This window comes from Rhizobium sp. BR 317, from assembly GCF_047445835.1.
GTDB lineage: Bacteria > Pseudomonadota > Alphaproteobacteria > Rhizobiales > Rhizobiaceae > Rhizobium > Rhizobium paranaense.
Window position 1 is genome coordinate 132,173 of the sequence record NZ_JARWLB010000009.1, and the last position, 23,411, is coordinate 155,583.

The 23,411-nt window shown below is 59.5% G+C and carries 24 protein-coding genes; 12 read left to right on the forward strand and 12 right to left on the reverse strand.

The genetic code is table 11. The features are described 5' to 3' along the window. Positions 1 to 72 precede the first annotated feature (72 nt). Positions 73 to 1,542 carry a betaine-aldehyde dehydrogenase gene (gene betB / locus QD357_RS16335; RefSeq protein WP_107107414.1) on the reverse strand — a complete coding sequence of 490 codons (1,470 nt, stop codon included), beginning with the start codon at positions 1,540 to 1,542 and terminating at the stop codon, positions 73 to 75. Beyond that, positions 1,539 to 2,156: a transcriptional regulator BetI gene (betI, locus tag QD357_RS16340; protein WP_107107498.1), complete on the reverse strand. Its 618-nt coding sequence runs from the start codon at positions 2,154 to 2,156 to the stop codon at positions 1,539 to 1,541. Before betI ends, betB begins: the two co-directional genes overlap by 4 nt. A 147-nt stretch (positions 2,157 to 2,303) precedes the next feature. Between betI and QD357_RS16345 the strand changes: the two genes are divergently transcribed. The 4 genes from QD357_RS16345 to QD357_RS16360 all read left to right on the forward strand — a co-directional run bounded on the left by QD357_RS16345 (position 2,304) and on the right by QD357_RS16360 (position 6,428). Next, entirely contained in the window at positions 2,304 to 2,852 is a 549-nt protein-coding gene (locus QD357_RS16345; RefSeq protein WP_107107415.1) for an HdeD family acid-resistance protein, read from the forward strand. A gap of 233 nt (positions 2,853 to 3,085) precedes the next feature. Next, positions 3,086 to 3,337 carry a type II toxin-antitoxin system ParD family antitoxin gene (locus QD357_RS16350; protein WP_028750717.1) on the forward strand — a complete coding sequence of 84 codons (252 nt, stop codon included), beginning with the start codon at positions 3,086 to 3,088 and terminating at the stop codon, positions 3,335 to 3,337. Positions 3,338 to 3,544: 207 nt separating this feature from the next. Then, positions 3,545 to 5,350 (forward strand): bifunctional diguanylate cyclase/phosphodiesterase, encoded by a 1,806-nt coding sequence (locus tag QD357_RS16355; protein WP_107107416.1) that lies wholly within the window; start codon positions 3,545 to 3,547, stop codon positions 5,348 to 5,350. A 79-nt stretch (positions 5,351 to 5,429) separates the two neighbouring features. After that, positions 5,430 to 6,428, forward strand: a complete 999-nt coding sequence (locus tag QD357_RS16360) for an NAD(P)H-quinone oxidoreductase (protein ID WP_107107417.1) — start codon at positions 5,430 to 5,432, stop codon at positions 6,426 to 6,428. Here the strand turns inward: QD357_RS16360 and QD357_RS16365 are convergent. Beyond that, positions 6,409 to 7,833 (reverse strand): MFS transporter, encoded by a 1,425-nt coding sequence (locus QD357_RS16365; RefSeq protein ID WP_107107418.1) that lies wholly within the window; start codon positions 7,831 to 7,833, stop codon positions 6,409 to 6,411. The two genes, QD357_RS16360 and QD357_RS16365, sit on opposite strands and share 20 nt — an antisense overlap. A gap of 100 nt (positions 7,834 to 7,933) precedes the next feature. Here QD357_RS16365 and QD357_RS16370 point away from each other — a divergent pair, with 100 nt between their 5' ends. Together QD357_RS16370 and QD357_RS16375 are read left to right on the forward strand one after the other, a co-directional pair. Then, positions 7,934 to 8,557, forward strand: coding sequence for a helix-turn-helix transcriptional regulator (locus QD357_RS16370; protein ID WP_414124614.1), 624 nt, complete (start codon positions 7,934 to 7,936; stop codon positions 8,555 to 8,557). A 110-nt stretch (positions 8,558 to 8,667) separates the two neighbouring features. After that, complete coding sequence (locus QD357_RS16375; RefSeq protein ID WP_107107499.1) at positions 8,668 to 9,675, forward strand: asparaginase; 1,008 nt, start codon at positions 8,668 to 8,670, stop codon at positions 9,673 to 9,675. A gap of 6 nt (positions 9,676 to 9,681) precedes the next feature. On the opposite strand, the gene QD357_RS16380 is transcribed toward QD357_RS16375, so the two are convergent. From QD357_RS16380 to QD357_RS16400, 5 genes are all read right to left on the reverse strand, one after another. Further along, positions 9,682 to 11,004, reverse strand: a complete 1,323-nt coding sequence (locus QD357_RS16380; RefSeq protein WP_107107420.1) for a DUF2254 domain-containing protein — start codon at positions 11,002 to 11,004, stop codon at positions 9,682 to 9,684. Between the two features lie 99 nt (positions 11,005 to 11,103). After that, positions 11,104 to 11,316 carry a hypothetical protein gene (locus QD357_RS16385; RefSeq protein WP_107107421.1) on the reverse strand — a complete coding sequence of 71 codons (213 nt, stop codon included), beginning with the start codon at positions 11,314 to 11,316 and terminating at the stop codon, positions 11,104 to 11,106. Further along, entirely contained in the window at positions 11,313 to 12,119 is an 807-nt protein-coding gene (locus QD357_RS16390) for a DUF2092 domain-containing protein (protein WP_107107500.1), read from the reverse strand. Before QD357_RS16390 ends, QD357_RS16385 begins: the two co-directional genes overlap by 4 nt. A 241-nt stretch (positions 12,120 to 12,360) precedes the next feature. Beyond that, positions 12,361 to 12,603 carry a hypothetical protein gene (locus tag QD357_RS16395; RefSeq protein ID WP_146143980.1) on the reverse strand — a complete coding sequence of 81 codons (243 nt, stop codon included), beginning with the start codon at positions 12,601 to 12,603 and terminating at the stop codon, positions 12,361 to 12,363. Between the two features lie 332 nt (positions 12,604 to 12,935). Next, on the reverse strand, positions 12,936 to 13,412 hold the full coding sequence (locus QD357_RS16400) for a DUF2127 domain-containing protein (RefSeq protein ID WP_107107423.1): 477 nt from the start codon (positions 13,410 to 13,412) through the stop codon (positions 12,936 to 12,938). On the opposite strand from QD357_RS16400, the gene QD357_RS16405 reads away from it, so the two are divergent. Then, positions 13,411 to 14,001 (forward strand): phosphatase PAP2 family protein, encoded by a 591-nt coding sequence (locus QD357_RS16405; protein WP_245407434.1) that lies wholly within the window; start codon positions 13,411 to 13,413, stop codon positions 13,999 to 14,001. The genes QD357_RS16400 and QD357_RS16405 overlap by 2 nt on opposite strands. 23 nt (positions 14,002 to 14,024) lie before the next feature. Here QD357_RS16405 and QD357_RS16410 read toward each other — a convergent pair whose 3' ends face one another. Continuing rightward, a complete protein-coding gene (locus QD357_RS16410) occupies positions 14,025 to 14,786 on the reverse strand; it encodes a DeoR/GlpR family DNA-binding transcription regulator (RefSeq protein WP_107107424.1) in 762 nt (253 codons plus the stop codon). A 123-nt stretch (positions 14,787 to 14,909) separates the two neighbouring features. Here QD357_RS16410 and QD357_RS16415 point away from each other — a divergent pair, with 123 nt between their 5' ends. Together QD357_RS16415 and QD357_RS16420 are read left to right on the forward strand one after the other, a co-directional pair. Then, positions 14,910 to 15,266: a DUF4406 domain-containing protein gene (locus tag QD357_RS16415; protein ID WP_107107425.1), complete on the forward strand. Its 357-nt coding sequence runs from the start codon at positions 14,910 to 14,912 to the stop codon at positions 15,264 to 15,266. Positions 15,267 to 15,384: 118 nt separating this feature from the next. Further along, positions 15,385 to 16,005, forward strand: coding sequence for a glutathione S-transferase family protein (locus QD357_RS16420; protein ID WP_107107426.1), 621 nt, complete (start codon positions 15,385 to 15,387; stop codon positions 16,003 to 16,005). Here QD357_RS16420 and QD357_RS16425 read toward each other — a convergent pair whose 3' ends face one another. After that, on the reverse strand, positions 16,006 to 16,368 hold the full coding sequence (locus QD357_RS16425; protein WP_107107427.1) for an MmcQ/YjbR family DNA-binding protein: 363 nt from the start codon (positions 16,366 to 16,368) through the stop codon (positions 16,006 to 16,008). It abuts the gene before it with no gap. A gap of 110 nt (positions 16,369 to 16,478) precedes the next feature. Next, the gene (locus QD357_RS16430) at positions 16,479 to 16,658 is read right to left on the reverse strand and encodes a hypothetical protein (RefSeq protein WP_107107428.1); all 180 of its coding nucleotides are present in this window, start codon (positions 16,656 to 16,658) and stop codon (positions 16,479 to 16,481) included. A 145-nt stretch (positions 16,659 to 16,803) separates the two neighbouring features. Here QD357_RS16430 and QD357_RS16435 point away from each other — a divergent pair, with 145 nt between their 5' ends. Further along, entirely contained in the window at positions 16,804 to 17,700 is an 897-nt protein-coding gene (locus QD357_RS16435; protein ID WP_107107429.1) for a LysR substrate-binding domain-containing protein, read from the forward strand. Positions 17,701 to 17,727: 27 nt separating this feature from the next. Here the strand turns inward: QD357_RS16435 and QD357_RS16440 are convergent, their stop codons facing one another. Then, the gene (locus QD357_RS16440; RefSeq protein WP_107107430.1) at positions 17,728 to 18,387 is read right to left on the reverse strand and encodes a glutathione S-transferase family protein; all 660 of its coding nucleotides are present in this window, start codon (positions 18,385 to 18,387) and stop codon (positions 17,728 to 17,730) included. Between the two features lie 292 nt (positions 18,388 to 18,679). Here QD357_RS16440 and QD357_RS16445 point away from each other — a divergent pair, with 292 nt between their 5' ends. Beyond that, entirely contained in the window at positions 18,680 to 22,153 is a 3,474-nt protein-coding gene (locus QD357_RS16445; RefSeq protein ID WP_107107431.1) for an indolepyruvate ferredoxin oxidoreductase family protein, read from the forward strand. 79 nt (positions 22,154 to 22,232) lie between these two features. Beyond that, positions 22,233 to 23,396, forward strand: a complete 1,164-nt coding sequence (locus QD357_RS16450) for an isovaleryl-CoA dehydrogenase (protein ID WP_107107432.1) — start codon at positions 22,233 to 22,235, stop codon at positions 23,394 to 23,396. Positions 23,397 to 23,411 lie beyond the last annotated feature (15 nt).

Genomic DNA, 23,411 nt, shown 5'->3' on the forward strand with positions numbered 1-23,411 from the left:
GTCGTTCTCGACCTCACCCTGAGGTGCCGCTGTTGGCGACCTCGAAAGGCGAGGTCGAGCCCCGAGGTTGCGTTAGTAAGGTGCCTGCACCGGGCTCATCCCCACATAGACCGTCTTCAGTTCGGAATAATGCTCGAGCGCGGCCAGCGAATTTTCGCGGCCGAAGCCGGATTGCTTGGAGCCGCCGAAGGGGATTTCGACCGGGGCAAGGTTGTACGAGTTGATCCACAGCGTGCCGGCTTCGAGCTGGTCGACGACGCGATGCGCGCGGGTGAGATCGGCGGTGAAGACGCCGCCGGACAGGCCGAATTCGGTGGCATTGGCGCGAGCGATCACCTCTGCCTCGTCATCGAAATCCAGCACGCACATGACCGGGCCAAAGATCTCCTCGCGGGCGATGGTCATTTCGTCGGTCACGTCTGCAAAGACGGTCGGCTGAACGTAATAGCCTTCGCCGGCGACATTGTTGGGAATGCCGCCGCCGGCCACCAGCGTGGCGCCCTCCGCCTTGCCCTTCTCGATATAGGACAGCACCTTCTCGCGCTGCGCCCAGGACACCATCGGGCCGATTTGCGTTGCCTCGTCCATGGGGTCGCCGATCACCATGGCCTCGGTGCGGGCCTTCAGGCGCTTCAGGAATTCGGACTTGATCTTCCTGTTGACGAAGACGCGCGTGCCGTTCGAGCAGACCTGGCCGGTCGAATAGAAATTGCCGAGCATGGCCCCGCCGATGGCGCTGTCGAGATCGGCATCGTCAAAGACGATCAGGGGCGACTTGCCGCCGAGCTCCATGGTGACGTGCTTCAGGCTTCCCGCGGCGGATGCGGCGACCTTGCGGCCGGTCGGTACCGAGCCGGTCAGCGACACCTTGGCAACATCAGGGTGGTTGATGAGCAGCGGTCCGGTTTCGCGGTCGCCCTGGATGACGTTGTAGAGCCCCTTCGGCAGGCCGGCCTCGATCAGGATCTCGGCGATCTTCAGCGCGCCGAGCGGCGTGTTTTCGGAAGGCTTGAACACCATGGCATTGCCGGCGACGAGGGCAGGCGCACCCTTCCAGCAGGCGATCTGCTGCGGATAGTTCCAGGCGCCGATGCCGACGCAGACGCCGAGCGGCACACGTTTGGTATAGGCAAAATCGCCGCCGAGCGGGATGTAGGAACCGTTGAGGCCGGCTGCGGCCACGCCGCCGAAGAATTCGAAGCTGTCGGCGCCCGAGGTCGGATCGGCGACGATCGTTTCCTGGATCGGCTTGCCGGTGTCGAGTGTTTCCAGTTCGGAAAGCTCACGGTTGCGCTCGCGCATGATCTCGGCGGCGCGCTTCAGGATGCGGCCACGCGCCGTCGGGCTCATCGCCGCCCATTCCGGCTGCGCGCGCTTCGCGCTGGCGATCGCCTTCTCGACGATGGCGGGAGTTGCCGCATGCAGCCGAGCAATGACTTCACCCGTCGCGGGATAGATGCTTTCGATGGCGGTGCCATCGGTATCCTCGACATATTCCCCATCGATGAAATGCGAGGCTTTCGGCTGGGCTTTGAGGGTCATTTTATCTGTCCTTTTGAAGGGCGGCCTTTTTTGGAAAGCGGCGCGAGCAGAGCGTTGATGTAATCTTCAGTGAGCGCGATCGAAGCTTCGATGCTGATCGGCGCCGATCTCAGACTTTGACGGATATAGAGGCCGTCGATCATCGCGGCTGCGCCTTCGGCAATACGTTCTGCGTCTTCGTGCGGACACAGTGCCTTGAGGTTGGCAAGCAGATTGGAGCGCAGCCGTCTCGCGTAGATCACAAGGAAGCGGCGCGTTTCCTCGGAACGCTGCGCCTCGGCATAGAAGGCGAGCCACGCGGCAATCGTCTCCGGCGCGAATTGATCGGCCTGGAAACTGACGCGGATGATGGCGGACAGTTTTTCTCGCGGCGTCTTTGCGGCGCTCAGCTCCATCACCACGCTGTCGCGCAGCCGCTGTAAGTGACTCCGGACGGTTTCGATCAGCAACTGTTCTTTGCTGCCGAAGTAGTGATGGGCGAGGGCAGGAGATACCCCAGCCTGCTTGGCGATTTCGGACATGGTGACGGTCAGCGAGCCGTGATCGCCGATCACGCGCATCGCCGCATCCACAAGCGCCTTGCGGCGCACCGGTTCCATTCCGACTTTCGGCATATACCACCTCGGAGTTTGAGGCATTGTATTTTTGATTGACTGATCAATCAACAAAAAAGTGATGGCCGATTTGATCGACTTCTGAATCTCCTGCCGCTTTCCGAGATACATCCTGTATCATGCCCCCGGGAACGAGGAGGTGCAGTCATGGTCAATGTTCTGGATGAAGTTCCGCCATCCGCCATGCGGGACAAGTGGGGATGGTTCGTTGCGCTCGGTGTGTTTCTGCTCATTTGCGGCGGGATCGCACTCGGCAATCTCTTCATCGCCACGGTCGTATCGGTCTATTACATCGGCATGCTGATGCTGATCGGCGGGGTCATTCACCTGGCGCATGCCTTTCAGGTCCGCGGATGGGAGCATATTCTCTTCTGGGTGCTCAGCGGCCTGCTCTATACGCTCGCCGGCATTCTTGCTTTTGCCAATCCCTTGCTCGTCTCCGAAGCTTTGACGATGTTTCTTGCCATTGCATTGCTGATTGCGGGCACATTTCGCGTCTGGGTCGGCCGCAAGGTAAAGCCGGAACGGGGCTGGATATGGATCGTCATCGGCGGTGTGGTGACGGCGCTCGCCGGCATTGCGATCGCTGTCGGTTGGCCGGTCAATAGTCTCTGGATTCTTGGCCTGTTCCTGGCGCTCGACCTGATTTTTCAAGGCTGGACGCTGATGGCCTTTGGCCTCGCTCTTAGGCAGTAGCGGGCGGGTAAAGAGGGGCTAACGAACTACTACTTTTTGACAAGAGGCGTGAGCGGCGTTACTCTTTGAGGGCTTCCGTCGAGGACGGAGTGGCGCTGACTGACGTAACGGTAGGCGCCGTTATCTGGAGCATGCGTATCTATCAAGACGCGCCTTCGAAGCTCCAACGACATGCATTTGAATATATCTCCAGCAAACAGTTTTTCTTAAGAACTAAAAAAGGGAGAAATATCATGCCGATGGTAACGGTTTCCATCTCTCCGCTTCAGGCTGCTGGCATCCGCGCGGCTGTCGACACCGGAACATATGCTTCGAGCAGCGAGGTAGTGCGCGAGGCGTTGCGCATGTGGGATGCCGCGCGCAAGCGTGGTGAGATCTGCGATGTACCCCGTGCAGCCAACGATCCTGAGAGCGTGGCGAAAAGCAGCCGCTGTGTTGCCGACATGTTTGCTGATTACGAGGCGGAAAGACGCCGGCATAACTGAGCGGCGAATACAACATCCTTGACGAGATGACCGGCCGCCGCCCCTGGATAGAGGCGGCTAAGCTACGGTTAATGCCCTTTTACCATTCACGAAACTTTCACATCCGGGAAAGATTTCCTTGACGCTTGTGACGCATCTTGAGCCGAAAACGCGCCAAATCCAAAGTTTTACCCAAAACTTAGTCAAAATTCTTAAGTGGAGATGGGCATGTCCCTGACTGCCGCCATCGAGCCGGGCGTATTGCGCCGGTATGCCAGCGACCAGATTGTCATGCTTGCCAAACTCGTCATCGAAAATGCTTTCCAGGCGATTGTCGAGGTGGGTACCGGCGCGGTTTTCGGTTATGAATCCTTGATGCGCGGGCAAGAACGCATCGGCTTCGACAGCCCGATCCAAATCCTCGACGAGGCCGAGCGCACCGGCCAGCTCTTCGGCCTAGAACAGATGACAATGAGCCGGGCGCTGGCGAAGTTTGCGACCCTTGCCAATGTTCGAACCGCGACCCTCTTCCTCAATCTCGACGTCCGGCTGATCCCGCAGGGCGAAACGCTGGTCGGCGGTTTGCTGCAGCACATGAAGAAGGCCGGTATCGCACCGTCCTCCGTCTGCTTCGAATTTTCCGAGCGCTTCGACAACACCAGCGTGCCGGAATTCGGCGATCTGGTCGCCAAGCTGCGCGGCGCCGGCTTCAAGCTGGCGATCGATGATTTCGGTGTCGGTCACGGCGAGATGAAGCTGCTGTCGGACTATCCTGTCGACTATCTCAAGATCGACCGGCATTTCGTCTCCAATATCGATCGCAACGCCCGCAAGCGCCACATTCTGAGAAACCTCGTCCATATCGCCCATGTCCTTGGTACCCGCGTCATCGCCGAAGGCATCGAGACGGAGGCGGAGTTCCTGATCTGCCGCGAATTCGGGGTCGATCTTGTCCAGGGCTGGTTCATTGCCCGTCCGACGACGCTGATCAACGAGCTGAAGCCCAGCTTTCCGCATCTGCAGGATCTCGGCAAAATGGCTCGCAACAGCCAATCGCTGGACGAAATTCTCATCCGCAAGCAGATCGAAGTGCTGCCGACCATCCGCGAGAATGACAGCATCGACAGCGTTTTCGAACTCTTCCGCCGCAATCCGCGGCGGGCCTATTTCCCGGTCGTCAACGCCAATGGCGAGCCGCGCGGCATCATCCACGAATACCGGCTCAAGGAATATATCTACCAGCCCTTCGGCCGCGACCTGTTGAAGAACAAGGTTTATGAACGCTCGATCTCGCATTTCGTCGAGATGGCGCCGATCGTGGGTCTGGATTCTGACGCCGATACGCTGATGACGATCTTCGCCAATATGGAAAGCAGCAATTGTCTGATCGTCACCGAGGGCACGCACTATGCCGGCATCGTCTCGGCGGCTTCGCTGATCAAGGTCATCAACGAGAAGCAGCTCAAGATCGCGCAGGATCAGAACCCACTGACCGGCCTGCCGGGCAATCGCGCCATTCATGATTTCATGCAGAATGCCGGTCGCGACGGCGACGAGATCAGGCACTTCTGCTATTGCGATTTCGATAATTTCAAGCCGTTCAACGATGCCTACGGCTTCCACCTCGGCGACCATGCCATCTCGCTGTTTGCGGCGCTGATGCGGCGTTACTTTTTTGCCGAGCGCCATTTCCTCGGCCATGTCGGCGGCGATGATTTCTTCATCGGCGTGACCGGCTGGAATCTTGACGAATTGCGCGAGGTTCTGGATCGGCTGCTGGCCGATTTCCATGCCGACGTCTTGGAGTTCTATTCGGCCGAAGACCGCGCCGCCGGCCGCATCCGCGGGCACGACCGCAGCGGCGCGGAGACGATGTTCCCGCTGATGCGTTGCTCCATCGGCATTCTCGAAATGCCCGAAGGGCTGGTTATCGACAATATCAATCGCGTCAGCACCTCGATCGCCGGCATCAAGACAAGGGCGAAGGAAGACGAAACCGGCGTTGCCTTCCTGAGTCTGGGCGAGACTAATTGACGCCCTCCCATACCGGCTTCTTTTCAATCGGCATGCGCTAAACTATCTCCATTGCTTTGCTGGGAGAGGAGAGTGAGTCATGCCCTTGCCGTCTGAAATGCGTTTTGTGGATTTGCCGTCTTTCGGCGCTCCCGAGGTCATGACGATCGCCCGCAGGCCTCTGCCCGTCCTCAAAGACGGTGAAATCCTCGTTCGCGTCGAGGCGACCGGCGTCAACCGGCCCGATGTAGCCCAGCGCCAGGGCATTTATCCGCCGCCGAAGGACGCAAGCCCTATTCTCGGTCTGGAAGTCGCCGGCGAAGTTGTCGATGTCGCACGCGGCGTCACAGAATTCGCCATCGGCAACAAGGTTTGCGGCCTCGCCAATGGCGGCGCTTACGCCGAATATTGTGTTCTCCCGGCTGGCCAGGCATTGCGGTTTCCGAATGGCTATGATGCCGTTCGCGCGGCCGCACTGCCCGAGACCTTCTTCACCGTCTGGGCCAATCTCTTCCAAATGGCTGGCCTCACCGAAGGCGAAAGCGTCTTGATCCACGGCGGTTCCAGCGGCATCGGCACGACGGCAATCCAGCTTGCCAAAGCCTTCGGCGCCACGGTCTACGCCACTGCCGGCTCAAAGGAGAAATGCGAAGCCTGCGAGAAGCTCGGCGCGAAGCGGGCCATCAACTATAAAGAGGAAGACTTTGCCGAGGTCATCAAGGCGGAAACCGGCCATGGTGTCGATGCCGTCCTCGATATGATCGGCGCCGCTTATTTTGAAAAGAACCTGGCCTCGCTCGCCAAGGACGGCTGCCTGTCGATCATCGCCTTCCTCGGCGGTGCGGTGGCCGATAAGGTCAATCTGCAGCCGATCATGGTCAAACGCCTGACGGTGACGGGATCGACCATGCGCCCGCGCACGGCGGAAGAAAAACGCGCCATCCGCGATGATCTCCTTTCCCAGGTTTGGCCGTTGCTCGACGAAGGCACCATCGCTCCCGTTATCTATCGCACATTTGCCTTCGAAGACGTCGTCGAGGCGCACAAGCTGATGGAGACCAGCAATCACATCGGCAAGATCATGCTGAAGCTCGTTTGAGGGTCAACGACATCGCAATGGCAACGAAGCCGGGCAGGGCCATCAACGCATAGAGCCATGTGGCCGCCGACAGGCCGCCTGGGACGCCGCCGGGATCGGCAAGACCGGCGCCGTTGACGATGACGCCCGCAAAGGAAGAGCCAAAGGCGCCACCCAGCGACTGAACCGTGGAAATGGCAGCCGACGCCTTGTCCTGCTCGTCAGGGCCGACAAGGCAGATGACCTTGGTCACCAGATGCGCCCAGCCGAGACCGACGCCGAAACCCATCAGGAACATGGCGACGACAGCCGGGCCGAGCAGAATAAGATCGCCGGACGGATTATCCCTCGCCAGAAACGGGATGAGTGAAGCCGTGGCCACGGCTTCAAGTATACAGCCGACTATGATTGCAGCGCCCGCCCGGTTTCCGGAAAATGGCGCACTAAAAAAGGCGGCGAAAGTCCAACCCAGCGCGACCAGGGCGACCAGATAGCCCGAAACCAGCGGCGCCACGCCATGCAGCGTCTGCAGGAAATACGGAATATAGATATCGCTGGTCAGCACCATCATCATCGTGAACATCGTCAGATAGAGCCGGGATATCGGCTTGCTGAGCATGACCGCGCCTTGCGGCAGAAGCCGGCTCGCGCTTTTTCGCTCGACGGTGAGCATGGCGGAAACGGAAGCCACTGAAATAGCAACGAGCATGACCTTGCTCGACATATTTCCGATGGTTCCGGCGAGGCTTACCAACAAGACCGCGCCGAGCAGAAGGGCAATCTGAAGGAACGGCGTCTTCTGTTGCGCTCGATCATCCTCGACGCGCGGCAGCAGCCACGGGGCCGAGAGCGCCATAACGCCCGCCAACGGCACGAGAATGATGAAGGCCTCGCGCCAGGCGCTGCCTTGGGAAAACAGCCCGCCCAATGTCGGCCCGAGCACCGTCGCGACACCCCATATGGCGGCGTAAAGTGTTGACGCTTTCCGCCACAGCGGCTCCGGATAGACGAAACGGATGAAAGCATAGCCAAGCGCGCCCAGCATGCCGGCGCCGAAACCCTGCACCGCACGACCGGCAAGCACGACCTGAATCGCCGGCGCCATGGCACAGATCAGGTTTCCCAAGCCGAATATCAGCGCCGCCGCGATGTAGACCGTGCGCAGGCCTATGCCTCTCGGCCGTGTCGCAACGGTGATCGAGCCGAGAACGCCGGCCGCGACGAAAAGCGTGGTCATCCAGGAAAACAGCTCCAGACCACCGATATCGCGAACGACGGAAGGTGCGATCGTCGCGGTGATGTAGGATTCGACGGCATAGAGGACGACACCGCCGCCGAGCATCAAGGTTGCCGGCAGAAGCTGGGGCGAGAAGAGTGTGAAGATGGAGGTGGAGTGGGACGTATCTGCGTTCTGGATGCTCGACATCGGATGATCCTCGGCATTTTCCCTAGCGAATAATTATTTTCCAAGTTATGAATTGGAAATTACATCGTGCCGAAATTAAAACAAGAGAAAACTTGGAAAAATGCGCCAATCGCCGGCAAACCGCATTCTGATCCTGCTGAAAACCGACGGGCCGCAGCTCGCATCGACGATCGGTGGTGCGCTCGGCATATCGTCTGAAGCGGCGCGCCAACAATTGACGAAGATGGGAGAGGAGGGCCTGGTCGAGCCTGTGACGGAAGCCGCATCGGGCCGGGGGCGACCGCGGCAATTCTGGCACCTGACGGCGGCCGGCAACCGCCAATTTCCCGATGGCCATGCCGACTTGACCGCGACGCTTCTAGCGACCATGGCCGAACAGTTGGGGCAGGGTGCGGTCGATGCGGTCATTTCCGCCCGCGAAACGGAGACGCTCAAGCGCTACCGTAGCGAGATCGAGGTCACCGCCGACCTGCCGTCGCGCGTCGCCACCCTCGACGCCATCCGCACGCGCGAAGGCTATATGGCGGATCATTGGCAGGAAGAGGACGGTTCGCTTGTGCTGGTGGAGAACCATTGCCCGATCTGCGCCGCCGCAACGGTATGCGCCGGTTTCTGTCGGTCCGAACTCGAAACGTTTCGTGCGACACTTGGGGCAGACGTGGAGCGAGAGGAGCACATCCTTCTCGGCGCGCGCCGTTGTGCCTATCGGATTCGGGCGATCTGAAGCGAAACGGCTATGTGGTCACCATGGCCATAGATTCCTGAGGCGGTTGGCAATCCCCCGCTCACCGGCTATCAGTAGCGTATCTCGCAAATCAAAGAGTGCTTCCCATCATGTCCAATCCCGTCTGTGTCGAAGTCACCCGTGGAAATCTCGTTGAAAGCCGTCATCGCGGTTCGGTTGCCGTCGTCGATGGTGATGGGACGTTGGTGCTGTCGCTTGGCGATATCGAGAGTGGAGTGTTTCCGCGCTCGGCCTGCAAGGCGATGCAGGCCTTGCCGCTGGTCGAAAGCGGTGCGGCGGATGCCTATGGCTTCGGTGACATGGAATTGGCGCTGGCCTGCTCCTCGCATAGCGGCGAGGACGCGCATGTGGCTCTGGCTGCCTCCATGCTTGCCCGCGCCGGCCGGGATGTCGGCACGCTGGAATGCGGCGCACATTGGTCCTTCGAGCAGAAAGCGATCATCCACCAGGCGCGCACTGTCGGAAAGCCGACGGCGCTGCACAACAACTGCTCCGGCAAGCACTCCGGCTTCGTGTGCGCTTGCTGCCATCAGGACATCGATCCCAAGGGCTATGTCGGCTACGACCATCCGCTGCAGCAGCAGATCCGCGTAACGATGCAAAACCTGACGGGAACGCCGCTAGGCCACGACAATTGCGGCACCGATGGCTGCTCGATCCCGAATTACGCCGTGCCGCTCAGAAGCCTGGCACATGGTTTCGCCAAGATGGCGACGGGCGTTGGCCTGGAGCCGCTGCGCGGCAAGGCCTCGCGCCGACTGTTCGAAGCCTGCATGGCCGAGCCCTTCTATGTTGCCGGCACCGGCCGGGCCTGCACCAAGCTGATGCAGGTGGCCCCGGGCCGCATCTTCGCCAAGACCGGCGCCGAAGGCGTCTTCTGCGCTGCAATTCCCGAACAAGGCGTCGCGATTGCGGTCAAATGCGATGATGGCAGCGGCCGCGGCGCCGAAACCATGGTTGCCGCCGTACTCGCCCGCTTCTTTGAAAAGGGCGGGGACGTCCATGCCGGTTTGATGGCGATGGCCAACAGGACGCTCAGCAACTGGAACGGCATCCATGTCGGCGATATCAGAGCGGCGGAAGCGCTGACGGCATAAGGCTGCTTAGCCACTATTCCGAATCTGAGATGTGCCGGACAGCGGTCGTACGGTTGAAGGCGTCGAGCCGCCCAAGCCTTGCGAATCCGCCATTTGGGCCAGCGCCAAGTCCTCCGGAAAGTCGTATAGCTCTGCCAGCCGCCGATCCAACAATGCCAGTTCCGCCTCCAAAGCCGGCCGGCGGAAATCGGGCAGCACCTGCAAGCCATATTCCAGTACGGCGCGCAGGCGGCGCGCGATCTGGAAATTTTCCGCGCCATAAAACCGAATTTCGCTGAAGGTCAATTTTACGAAATCTTCCCAGTCCGGCGTCCTGCAGATGACCCGTAGTTCTCCAGATTGGTTCAGGATCGTTTTTCCCGTTAGGTTGCGCTTACCCACGAAGCAGAGCAGGCGCTGCAACTGATCGATCGCGGGCACCGCGGTCGTCGGATCATTTATCGCCTTCGAGAGAGCCTTGATGGCAATATCCACGATGATCCTGAACGCGAATGTCGCGTCCTGTTCAAGGGTCCGTTCCGGCCCGAAGGCGATCATCGCCTTCAGGACGGATTCCTCGGGAAATCGGTTGCCGTACAATCGAAAGAGGGGCTCGCCAGATGCCACAAAATCACCGATCCTCGGGACCAATTCGATCACTGACTGCGTTTTCTCGGCCAACTTCAATAAGGCACTTTTGTTGATGGCCACGATGATGGCGGGTCGCCCCTTGTAGAGGATAGTTTTGTCGGGCCGAGTACTTGGTCTCGGATCTCTAGTAGCGGCGTCCGCTTCTCTTGTCGCCATTGTCGGAAACACGTCCTCGATGACCGCGCGACCCTGCTCGCTCACTCGCAAGACAATGCTGACCGGTCGTAGGAGACGGGCGGCATAGTCGATCAAATAAAGGAAGGCGGCGATGGACAGAAAACCCAAAAAGCCCGCGACACCTATGATGGCATGGTGGGTGTCGGTTTCCAGCCTTGCGAGTGCGCCCGTTGCGAACAGCAGCGTGAATATGAAAAGTCCGACGGTGAATCGGATGGCATTGTCGCGCAGCAAGGTAGTCGCAATGATCCGGGGCGTCAGTTGACCGCCTGCGATTTGGATCGCCACCAGCAGCGACCCAAACGTAAAGACGACGAAGGTCAGCGTCATCGTAATGATCGTTTCCAGCAGCCTCTGCGAGCCCGCAACACCCCATGGCCATGGTTCGATCCAGATTAACCACGGTTCAAATAGATAGGCCATGCGAATTGCTATGATATACATAAGTAAGGCGATGAACGGCACGAGCCATAGCGAAGATTTTATGTAGCTTTTCAAGCTATATAATCGGCTCCAGCTCATCTTTTGTTCCTCGGTATCCGAGCGGGATACCATCGCCGCATCACAGATTACGCCAAAATAGGCATATCGGTGGTTCGATCTACTACAATCAGCGAGATCCTAGCACGCGTACACTCCTGCGGCGCAGCGCCGTGAGGTGCGCCGTGCCACGCCTGCCACACTAACCGGCGTCAAGGGACGCCCGACTCTTGCCTCCGCTGTCGAGACAAAGCCATGGATGCCGGGGACCGACAGTCTTTCGCCCGCCTCAAGCCCGGACAATCCCATGCCTGCAGCCATCAAAAGAATTCCCAGTTTCCTGATCATGGTCATTGGCCACCTCCTTTGACAAAATGAGCGGGTAGTTCGTCGATATCTTTCAGTTCCTCGATGTCGGTCTTCTTGGCTCCAGTTGCGTTGTTGAAGGCGAAATCATCCGCGGCAGCGTCAGCGCCTGCTTTCCAATCCCTGATCTGGATGCTGTACTGCGGTGCCTGGTCAACCTTGTTGGCGGTGACTACATACCTGCAGGGATAGGGGTGGTCGCCTTGGGCGATCCATATCTGCCAATCAACATCCTTGTTGCGAAATGCGAGATGATCGCATTCGGTACCGCCGATCACGCCGCTGCCGAGATCCTTCACATTGACCACATCTGCGATCAATTCATTGTAGACATTGGGCAAAAGCAGATCAGCGCCGGGTACGGGTTTGTGGAGCTTTTCCCTTAATTCATCGACAAGATGCTCGACCGTGCCAGGCACCTCCATCTGCGTGTAGAGATTGTGGTTCTTGCCCAGCAGGGTGAGCGTCTTGCCGTCGAAAAGCATTTCGACATCGGCGAATCCGCCGGTCCGGGCAACGCGGATCTTGTCGGGCCTGCCGAGTTCAATGTTGCCCGAACTCGCCAGCAGCAGCTTTTGGTGGTCCTTGGTGACGACTTCGAGATTACTGTCATACGCGAACGAAATGGTCTTCTGAGCCGCCATATAGTCCGACATCGCCTTAAGTAGCGCCTTGGCTTCCGCTTCGCCAGCGCTTGCTCCCTGCGACGCTCCTATCACAAAGATCAGCGCCAGTGCCGACGAAAACGCCACTCCGGTCGACCATGTGGCCTTTCGCTCTTTTCTCCTCATCGGTGTATCCTCCTTCTGGTTGCTCATGATTGGTCATGGCGCACTGCCTGGCGGGGGCTATTTCAAATCGAGCCCGGCACCCGCGAAGAACTGGTCAATCCGGCTGGCCTATGCGCTGGTCGCTCCACATGATTTCCTCCGCGAAAAAATTCTGGTTGAGCACGTCGACGATTGGTTCGAGCTACGAATTCGCCCAAATCAAAGGTCTCAAGACCAAATCGAAACGAGCGCCGGAACTTCTTCAGACGCCATCAAGCAAAGCTTGTATCCGAGGGCACGACACCAGGAGGCCGCATAACGCAACGAATTCGTTAGCGTCGCGCGGCGTAGGCGCGAGGCCGAACCAGTCCGGACCCGCATGCCCCGGCGACCAAACCAGCCGTTCCTCCAGAAGATAGACCCCGAAGACGACATCAATTGCACCGCGCTCACCAAGATTCAGGCTTGGACGGATGCCGTAGGCAGTGACGGCGGCGTTCAACACGATTGCCACCTCGATCAGCGCGGCTCGATATCCCCGCCGCCCTACAACGAGTCGGTCGCGTAGTCGATGATCGATACGCTAAAGCACGCTGTGATACGGATACTTGTAGGAGATCGCGTTTCAGCATTTCGCGCCTCCTTCTATCCCGTGTCTCAGAGATCGAATTTGGATTATACGCGAAGCAATCGCATAGAGGGCGTATATTACTGTATTGCACGCCGCATATACCGCCCGCTCAACGCCGCGTTCAATTGCAAACAGATTCAGAAATCAGACTTTGTCCCTCCATGTCGGAGGACAACATGCGACAGCAACATGGCGCCGCCTGTTTACTACCTTGTCGGCAGATGCTGCCGCACGAGCCTGTACTCATGCCAGATCAAGCCCATGACGACCACATCGAAGGCCGTCAGCACCAGAAGCCCGATGCCATGCGTGTCGGTGAAACGGTAGAGCTGATAGACGATGAAAAGCCCCAAAGCCGCCAAAGATGCTGGATATGCCCATAGCTTGCCCCTGAGAAGGCCGATGACGAGCAGCACTTTCACCAGGCCATGGCTCAGGAGATAGTACGCATAGAAGTTCTTGGTCGCGAGGGAGAAGTCATGCGACCAGGCGAGAAGGTGAGTGGCGATGAAGTCTTTGGGATCTCCGATCAATTCCTCTTGGGTGAGTGCATTCACGAGACGAACGATCGAAGCGGTACTCACCAGCGCAAGCGCTATTCCCCCAATACATTCGATGAGCGCATGAGCGCCCTTTAGCAACACGCTGATCTCAAAGAGCTGATGAATCCGGCGTTCATTCATGCTCGATCGCAATCCCCGTCAACAATTTTGGATGAATGACCACATGGATCAAGCAGTCACACAATGGATCAATAGTTTCGCAGGCATAAGTCCAATGTTGGACCGGATCATGATCATGATCACGCAATTCGGGGTTCCACTCCTCATTCTGGCGATTGTGCTGCAATGGTGGAGTGGGGGCGCCTCCAAAACTCATGTGCGGCATGCCTGTATTGTGGCGGGGTTGTCTTTTCTTATTGGGTTAGGCGTCAATCAAATCATCCTGCTGTTCGTGCACCGGATTCGTCCATATGATGCAGGTATCACGCACCTGATTATCGATCGCTCCGCCGATTGGTCGTTTCCGTCCGATCACGCGACCGCGACGTTCGCCATTGTTGCGGCTTTCCTGCTATGTGGCCTGTGGCGGAGAGGTATCGCCTTCCTCGTTGTCGCTCTGTTGGTCTGTCTGTCCAGAATCTATGTCGGGACGCACTATATCACCGACATTCTCGGTGGCGCCGCGACAGCCATCGTTTCGGCGGCTGTTATAAACATAGCCTATCGTCAGGATTCGAAGCTGGACAGGTGGATTACTGGCCTGCTTTGAATGCATCTGTATCGCAGCTTGCTTCAGTCGCTGACCGTGAAAATGGGAACCTGTGCGCTCCGATAGGGCGCCAGGCTCGCCTCGGTGATGTCAGGCGGCACGACCATGCCCGAAACCGCCGTGATGGGCAGGATATGGCATGGAGAGGCGGCATCCAGCTTTTCCTGGGTCACCATCACATAGGTTTCCGCCGAGCATTGCGCGATATGCCGCTTGATTGCCGCCTCCTCGAAATCGCCGGTCGAAAGGCCGTGAACGGGGTGGATGGCGGTTACGCCCAGGAAGAAGATATCTGGCCGCACCAATGAGATTGCCGCCATAGCCGCCGCGCCTGTCGCCACCATCGAGTGCTTGTAGAGCTTGCCGCCGATCAGGATCACGTCGGCTGTCGGATGATGTTCCAACTCGCCCGCGATCGTCGGGCTATGCGTGACGACGGTAAAGGCAAAGTTCCTGGGAAGATGGCGGGCGATCTCCGCCGTCGTCGTCCCGCCATCGAGAAACACCGTTCGTCCCGGTTGAACCATCTTCGCCACAAAGGCGCCGAGTTGCCGCTTCACATCCGGCGCTACACCCCGTCGCGTGGAGAAATCCGGTAGCTCCGGTGCGAGCGGCAGCGCGCCGCCATGCACGCGTTTCAGCAGCCGCTCCGCCGCCATTTCCCTCAGATCCCTGCGGATCGTGTCTTCGGACAGGCCGAAATCGTCTGCGATCTTCTTGGCGATCACCTGGCCGTCGCGCCGCAGGATATCGAGGATGAGGGTCTTTCGCTGGCCTGTAAGCATGCCTGTTTCCGCACGATAATTCATGAAATATCGTGAATTTATCAAAAATGAGTCGACAATCAAGAACTTTAACGCATATTCGTGCAAATCCATGCATGATGCATGAGGAAGAGGAGATGTGACATGTTGATCTTGATTGCCGGGCCGTATCGTTCGGGAACCGGAGACGATCCGCAAAAGATGGCGGAGAATCTCAAGCGGCTGGAAGAGCCGTCCTATGCCTTGTTCAAGGCAGGGCATCTGCCGATGATCGGCGAATGGGTCGCCTTGCCGGTCTGGCATGCCGCCGGCGGCAAGAGCATCGGCGACGATCTCTACGAAGAGATATTCCACCCGACCGCAGGCCGGTTGCTGCAACTGTGCGAGGGCGTTCTCCGGCTTCCCGGCGAGTCCAAGGGAGCCGACAACGACGTCCGCATCGCCGGCGAACGCGGCATTCCCGTCTGGTATCGGCTGGAAGATGTGCCGGGCTGTGCCTAAGGTGCGGTGCGCAGGCGGCATACATCAAAAGCTTTCATAACCGATATCGATGCCAGCCACTTCCGTATTCCTCCGGTCGCCGTTAACGTCTGACGAAATCAGAGCGGAGGAAACGGATATGCTGAATTTGTATTTCGCACCGGGCAGTTGTGCACTCGCCAGTCTGATAGCGCTTGAAGAGTCGGGCCTTGCCTACGAGCCGCGGCGCCTCAATTTTGCCAACGGAGAGCAGCGGTCGCCGGACTATCTGGCGATCAATCCCAAGGGTCGTGTTCCGGCGCTGGTGACAGACAAAGGCGTCATCACGGAAAACGTTGCGATCCTCGCCTATGTCGCCCAGATCGCGCCGGCCGCCCGGCTGGCGCCGCTCGATGATCCCTTCGATTTTGCCCGCATGCAGGCCTTCAACAGCTACCTCGCCTCGACCGTGCATGTGAACCATGCTCACAAAGGGCGCGGCTATCGCTGGACCGACGATGAGGCGGCGATCGAAGCGATGAAGGCCAAGGTGCCGCAGAATATGGGTGAGTGTTTCACGCTGATCGAGGAAAAGATGCTGGAAGGGCCATGGGTGATGGGCGAGCAATATACCGTTGCCGACGGCTATCTCTTCACGCTGACAAATTGGTTGCCGGGCGATAGCGTCGATCCGACCCGCTTTGAGAAGGTCAGCGCCCACCACGCGCGGATGCTGGAACGCCCTGCCGTGCAAAGAGCCATCGCCGCCGAGCGGGCTTGATCAACAGGCGTCGAAGGCAGCCCGCAATGTCTTCGGCGCCCGAAACTGCCAGGCCTCGATCAGCCGCAGTTGCAGTTCTTCGTCACCGATGGCGTCGATACGCGTTGGCAGCGCCGGCCAGCCGACATAGTGATCCGACTGGAAATAGATCTCGGGCGCCATCTCGATGAGCTGCTCCTTGCGGTCGATCGGCAGCGCCAGCACGATCGTCTCGCCATTCTTGACCGAAACGAAAGCCTTGCCGCCGACCTTCAGCGCCGGCGTGCCATAGTGGGTGCTGACCTCGACTTCGGGCAGGCCGGCTTGCGCAGCAACGCGTTGAAGGCGTTGGGATATCGCGTCGGTTTCGATGCTGACGGCCATACTGCGCTTTCCCGTTCCGGTCGTATGTCGTCCACAATCATACACCAGTGGAAGAGATAGCCGAAGAGCCGGTTGGGAAGGTTCAGCGTGTGAAAGGGCTTGCTCTTTCGTTACACGCATTCTTTCAATCTTTGATCTGGGCCTTCCTTCCGCCCCAAATTCTCGGGCATGAGCGGCAGGTCGGCCAGTTCCTCCAGCGACATGGCCGCCAGTGCCGGATGTTGCAACGGGTCGTCACGCTCGTTGTTATCGCGCGGCAGGTGATTGAAGAAAAGCTTCAGTATCGACATGGCATGCCTCCTCGCTACCGCAACGATGCGCTTGTGGTGTATCAGTCGACGGGATGGTGGCGGTTGTGGTTTTATGCCGCAATGATCGCGCGCATCGCCCAGCTTTTCAATTGAGAATGCCGGGATGCTGATATAGATATTCTATATGAAGAATCTCAACAGCGTTCATCTGAATGGCCTCCGGGCATTGGAGGCCGTGGGCCGGCTTGGGTCGTTGCAGGCGGCTGCCGACGAGCTTGGCGTGACCATCGGCGCCGTCAGCCAGCAGGTGATCAAGGCTGAGGCGCAGTTGGGGCGGCCGGTTTTCGAGCGTACGCCGAAGGGCATGATCGTGACCGAGGCAGGCCTTTCGGTCTTGGCACGCCTCGGCGAAGGCTTTCAGGCACTGTCGGCGGCGGTGACAGCCGCGCAGCACCGTGATGACAATATTCTCACTATTTCCGTGGCTCCGGTTCTTGCGGCGCGATGGCTGGTGCATCGGCTCGATCGTTTCGCCAAACGTCATCCGGATATCAGGCTGCGTATCGATGCGACCATGCAACTCATCAATCCGGCAACGTCGGATGTCGATATCGGCATCCGCGTCGGCGATGGCCAATGGGCGGGCGTCAAGTCCGAGCTACTGCTGGAACAGGAGATCTTTCCGGTGGTGACGCCGCAGATCGCCAGCCGATTGAAGGAACCGGCCGATCTCCTGCAGGTTCCCGCCGTCATCGACAGTAGGGCTATGTTCACGTGGGAGGTCTGGCTGAGCAAGGCCGGCCTCTCCGGCAAATGCATGGAAGAGCGGCATATCTTCAACGACGCCTCGCTTTGCCTCGACGCCGCCATGGCGGGCCAGGGCGTCATGCTCGCTTGGCAGACGCTGGCCGCCTATGCACTACAACAGAAATGCCTCGTCGATCCCTTTGGCATTCGTGCCAAAAACGGTTTCGGCCATTATTTCATCACGGCGGAAGGCGTGCGTGAAGCCAAGAAGGTGACTGCTTTCAAGACCTGGATGCGCGACGAGATGGAAGAGAGCATGAAGCTCTTTCGCTAAGGCAATTCCAGGGAAAACGCGCGGTTTTTACACCGGCTCCTTGCCGCGTGTCGCCTGCATCGCCTTATAGGCATCGCGCGACTGACAGCGCTCGATCCAGGTCTTCAAATTCGGATGGCTATCGAACAATGCCTGCTCGGTCTGAGCGTAGCGCAGCACCTCCGCGAGATTGAGGTCGGCGACGGTGAAGCGATCGCCCAGGAGGTAATCCTGGCCCGTCAGGTGCTTTTCCAGCACGTCCAATGGCCGCTTCAGCGACCGGCAGGCAACCGCGATCCCGGCCTTGCCGGCATCGGTGTTCTCCTGCGAACGGTCGTAGATGCGGACGAGGGCCACGGAGTAGGGCTCTACCTCCGTAGCTGCCCACATGGTCCACATGCCGAGCAGACCCTCTTCTTCCACCGTCTTCCCGGATAGCGGCCCGCCATACTTGCGGGCGAGATAGAGATTGATGGCGAGCGATTCATGCATGACGAGATCGCCGTCCTTGACAGCGGGGATCATGCCCATCGGATTCACGGCCAGGAATTCGGGCGTTATCGTATTGATAGGCGCTTCCGGGCTTAGCGGATTTTCGAGCCGACTTGCCTGTATCACGGGCACGGATTGAAAGGGGATGCCAAGCTCCTCCGCCATCCAGTAGTTGCGCGATGCGCGTGAGCGATAGACGCCGTAAATCGTCAGCATGGTCGGTCTCCAAAAATCGAGTCGAAGCGAGGTTATGGGCGGCTTTCGCCAAGCGGAAGAGGCTCCGGCTTATATCTGCAATGAAAGCTTTTGATGAGTGTACAGGATCAAGCACGAAAATATCCGCCAAGCCCTCCAATCTTTGCGAATCGTGCCGGCTGCGCACCGCCTTCGTTCGGAAATTAGCGATGGTGCATGCTAATATCGATTTAGATTTTCTCCGGTGCGGTAGGAGGCATTCGGCGGAGATGTTCTTACGCATTCGGTGACTGCGATCTCGGGAGGAGAGCAGATGCTAGCGACCAGCGTATCGCTTGACGATAAATATACAGCAGATGAAGGCCGCGTCTTCATGACCGGACTGCAGACCCTCGTGCGTCTGCCGATGACGCAGATGCGCCGCGACCGCGCTGCCGGTCTCAACACCGCAGCCTTCATATCCGGCTATCGCGGCTCGCCGCTCGGCGGCTACGATCAACAGCTTTTGAAAGCCAAGACCTATCTCGACGCGCATGACGTCACCTTCCAGCCAGGCATCAACGAAGACCTTGCCGCCACGGCCATCTGGGGTACGCAGCAAGTCGGCCTGTCGCCCGGCGTCCGCAAGGACGGCGTGCTCGGCATCTGGTACGGCAAGGGTCCCGGCGTCGATCGTTCCGGCGATGTGCTGAAACACGGCAACGCGGCCGGCACCTCCAAGCATGGCGGTGTCCTCTGTTTCGCTGGCGACGATCATTCCGCCAAATCTTCCACGATCCCGCACCAAACCGACCATGATTTCATGTCGGCGGTCATTCCGGTCATCTATCCGTCCTCAATCCACGAATTCCTCGAATACGGCCTGCTCGGTATCGCCATGTCGCGCTATTCCGGCTGCTGGGTCGGCATGAAGTTCATTGCCGACACCATCGAGACGACGGCCGCCGTCGACCTCTCGGGCGAGAGGCGGCAATTCGTGCTGCCGACCGATTTCGAGCTGCCGCCCGGCGGCCTGAACCTGCGTTGGCCCGATCCGCCGCTGGTGCAGGACGACCGTCTGCAAACCTACAAGGCCTATGCCGCCATCGCTTTCGCCCGCGCCAATCGCGTCGATGAAATCACCCATGATGTGCCCAACGCCCGCTTCGGCATCATCTCCTCCGGCAAGGCCTATGAGGACGTATTACAGGCGCTGCGCGAACTCGAAATCGGCCCCAGGGAAATGGCCGCCATTGGCCTGCGTATCCTGAAGATCCGCATGCCCTGGCCGCTGGAGCCCGAGACCGTCCGGCATTTCTCCGAAGGTTTGGACGAGGTGCTTGTCGTCGAGGAGCGGCGCGAGATCATCGAAAACCAGATCAAGCAGCAGCTCTTCAATTGGCGCGCCGATGTCCGCCCACGCATCGTCGGCAAGTTCGATGAGCACGACAAACCCTATCTCAGCCTCTCGGCCGCTTTGACCGTCGGCTCGGTGGCGAGAGCCATTGCCGGGCGCATCGTCAAACTCGATCTCGATCCTTCGCTGCACGACCAGATCGCTGCCAAGCTTGCCTATCTCGCCGAACGCGGCCAGATCAGCCGCACGCACGTCGCGCCGCTCAACCGCACGCCGTTCTTCTGCTCCGGCTGTCCGCACAACACATCCACCCGCGTGCCCGAAGGCAGCCGCGCTATGGCCGGCATTGGCTGCCATTACATGGTCACCTGGATGGACCGAAACACTCAGACCTTCACGCAGATGGGCGGCGAGGGCGTGCCTTGGACAGCGATCGCCCGCTACACCGACGAAAAGCATATGTTCGTCAATCTCGGTGACGGCACCTATTTCCATTCCGGCATTCTCGCCATCCGCCAATCGGTCGCCGCCAAGGTCAACGTTACCTACAAGCTGCTCTACAATGATGCTGTCGCCATGACCGGCGGCCAGCCGATCGATGGCTATCTGACGCCACAGCTCTTGACCCGCCAGTTGCACGGCGAGGGCGTTTCGCCGATCTACCTGCTCGCGGAAAATCCCGCCGCCTACGCGGCATCGGATCTGGCCCCCGGCGTTAAAGTGCTGCACCGCGACAATATCGATCAGGTGATGCTGACGCTGCGCGAGACCGAAGGCTGCTCGGCCATTGTCTATGTCCAGACCTGTGCGGCCGAGAAGCGCCGCCGTCGGAGCCGCGGCTTGCTGGAGGATCCGGCCAAGCGCGTCTTCATCAACCCCGCCGTTTGTGAAGGCTGCGGCGATTGCTCGGTGCAATCCAATTGCATTTCCGTCGAGCCGCTGGAGACGGAGTTCGGCCGCAAACGGCAGATCAACCAGTCGAGCTGCAACAAGGATTTCTCTTGCGTCAAAGGCTTCTGCCCGTCTTTCGTGACCGTGCATGGCGGTAAGCGCCGCAAGCGCAAGGCGCTGGAGCATGCGGATGCCGAAGTGCCGATGCCCGAGGTGCCCGTCATCGGCGAGCGCCCCTGGAACATCGCGATCGCCGGCGTTGGCGGCACCGGTATCCTGACGATCGGCGCTATTCTCGGCATGGCTGCCCATCTCGACGGCAAAGTACCGATGATCCTCGACATGGCCGGCCTCGCGCAGAAGGGCGGCGCCGTCATGAGCCATCTGCGTATCGGCTACAGCGAGGCCGACGTCACCTCGTCGCGCATCGTCAATGGCGGCGCCGATCTGCTGCTTGCTGCCGACGAGGTGGTCGGTGCCTCCAAGGATGCGATTACGCTCTGCGCCTCGAACCGCACGACGGCCATCGTCAATACCGGCCTGATGCCGGTCGCCGATTTCGTTCGCAATCGCGACTTCGATTTCAAGATCGGCTCGGTACAACACACCATCGCCAAGACCGTCAGCGACAAATCCGTCTTCCTTGATTTCGGTCATGTTGCAAGCGAGGTCACTGGCGATGCCATGTCGACCAATATCCTTCTCACCGGCTTTGCCTGGCAGCGCGGCTTGCTGCCGTTGTCGCTGGAAGCGATCGAGAAGGCGATCGAGCTCAACGGCGTGGCCGTCAAGGCCAGCCTCTCGGCCTTCCATTGGGGCCGTCTGCTGGCGCATGATCCGCAGGCCGTGCGGGAAATGATGACGGAACCGGATGCCGGCAAGACGCTGGCGGAGATGAGCCTCGATGAGCTGATCGCCCACCGCAAGGCGCATCTGACCGCTTATCAGAATGCCGCGCTTGCCGATGGCTATGCCGCTTTCGTCCAGCGTGCCACGGCTGCGGCTGCCAGGGAGCGGCTTTCGGATAAAGTGCCCTTCGCCGTCGCCGCGACCTATGCGCGGGTGCTGGCCTATAAGGACGAATATGAGGTGGCGCGACTGTTGACCGATCCGGCCTTCGAGGCCCATTTGCGCGACGAGATGGAAGGCGACTTCAAATTGGCCTTCAATCTCGCCCCGCCGATGCTGGGCGGAAAAGACCCGAACGGCCGGCCGAAGAAGCGCGAATTCGGCCCCTGGATATTGCCGCTGCTGCGCAGGCTCGCACCGATGAAGCGGTTGCGCGGCACGGTCTTCGATCCGTTTGGCTATATGCGGGAGCGCCGGCTGGAGCGCCGCTTGATCGGTGAATATCAAGTGATTGCCGACCGCGTTCTCAACGGTCTGCGCGCGGGAAATGAGACGGAGGCTCTTGCCATCCTGACATTGTTCGATGAGATCAGAGGCTTCGGACCGATCAAGGAGGAGGCGGCTCGTAAGGTTATGGCGCGGATCGCCGAGAAGCTGAAGACCTATGACATGCCGGAAGAGAAGCGTCACGTACCCGCCGATGCGGCGTGATGCTCTCAAAATTGGCACATGAGCCCGTAAGGCGGCTTTGGAAAAGATCATGCTCTAGGGGAAGCGGGAGGAGAAGGTGATGTTTGCAGGGGGATTGAACTTCGCGCTCGGCGAGGAGATTGAGGCGCTGCGCGACAGCGTGCGCCGCTTTGCCGGCCAGCGCATCGCGCCGCTCGCCGACGAGTTCGACCGCAACAATGGTTTTCCGATGGAGCTGTGGCGGGAAATGGGCGATCTTGGGCTGCTCGGCATCACCGCCGATGAAGCCTATGGCGGCGCTGGTCTCGGCTACGTCGCGCATGCGGTCGCCATGGAGGAGATCAGCCGCGCCTCGGCCTCCGTCGGTCTGAGCTACGGCGCCCATTCCAATCTCTGCGTCAACCAAATCAATCGCAACGGCACCGACGAGCAGAAAGCACGCTATCTGCCCAAATTGGTCTCTGGCGAACATATCGGTGCGCTCGCCATGTCGGAACCCGGCTCAGGTTCCGACGTCGTCTCGATGAAGCTGCACGCGCAAAAGCGCGGCGACCACTATGTGTTGAACGGCAGCAAGATGTGGATCACCAATGGTCCGGATGCCGATGTGCTGGTGGTCTATGCCAAGACCGCGCCGGAGGCCGGCCCGCGCGGCATCACCGCTTTCCTGGTCGAGAAAGGTTTCGAGGGTTTCTCCGTAGGCCAGAAACTCGACAAGCTCGGCATGCGTGGGTCCAGCACCTCGGAGCTGGTTTTTATCGATTGCGAGGTACCGGCGGAGAATGTGCTGGGTCAGGTCGATGGCGGTGTCCGCGTGCTGATGTCTGGCCTCGACTACGAGCGCGTCGTCCTGTCGGGAGGCCCGCTCGGCATCATGGCCGCCTGCATGGACGTCGTGCTGCCTTATCTGCATGAACGCCGGCAGTTCGGCCAGCCGATCGGCGAATTCCAGCTCATGCAGGGCAAGCTTGCCGACATGTATGTGACGATGAACGCCGCGCGCGCCTATGTCTATGCGGTTGCCGCGGCCTGCGATCGCGGCGAAACGACCCGCAAGGACGCCGCGGGCTGCATTCTCTATGCTGCCGAAAAGGCGACTGGCATGGCGCTCGAATGCATCCAGGCCCTCGGCGGCAACGGCTATACCAACGACTACCCCGCCGGCCGGCTGCTGCGCGACGCCAAGCTCTACGAAATCGGCGCCGGCACCTCCGAAATCCGCCGCATGCTGATCGGGCGGGAGCTATTTACCGAGACTGTCTGATTTTGAAATTTCACC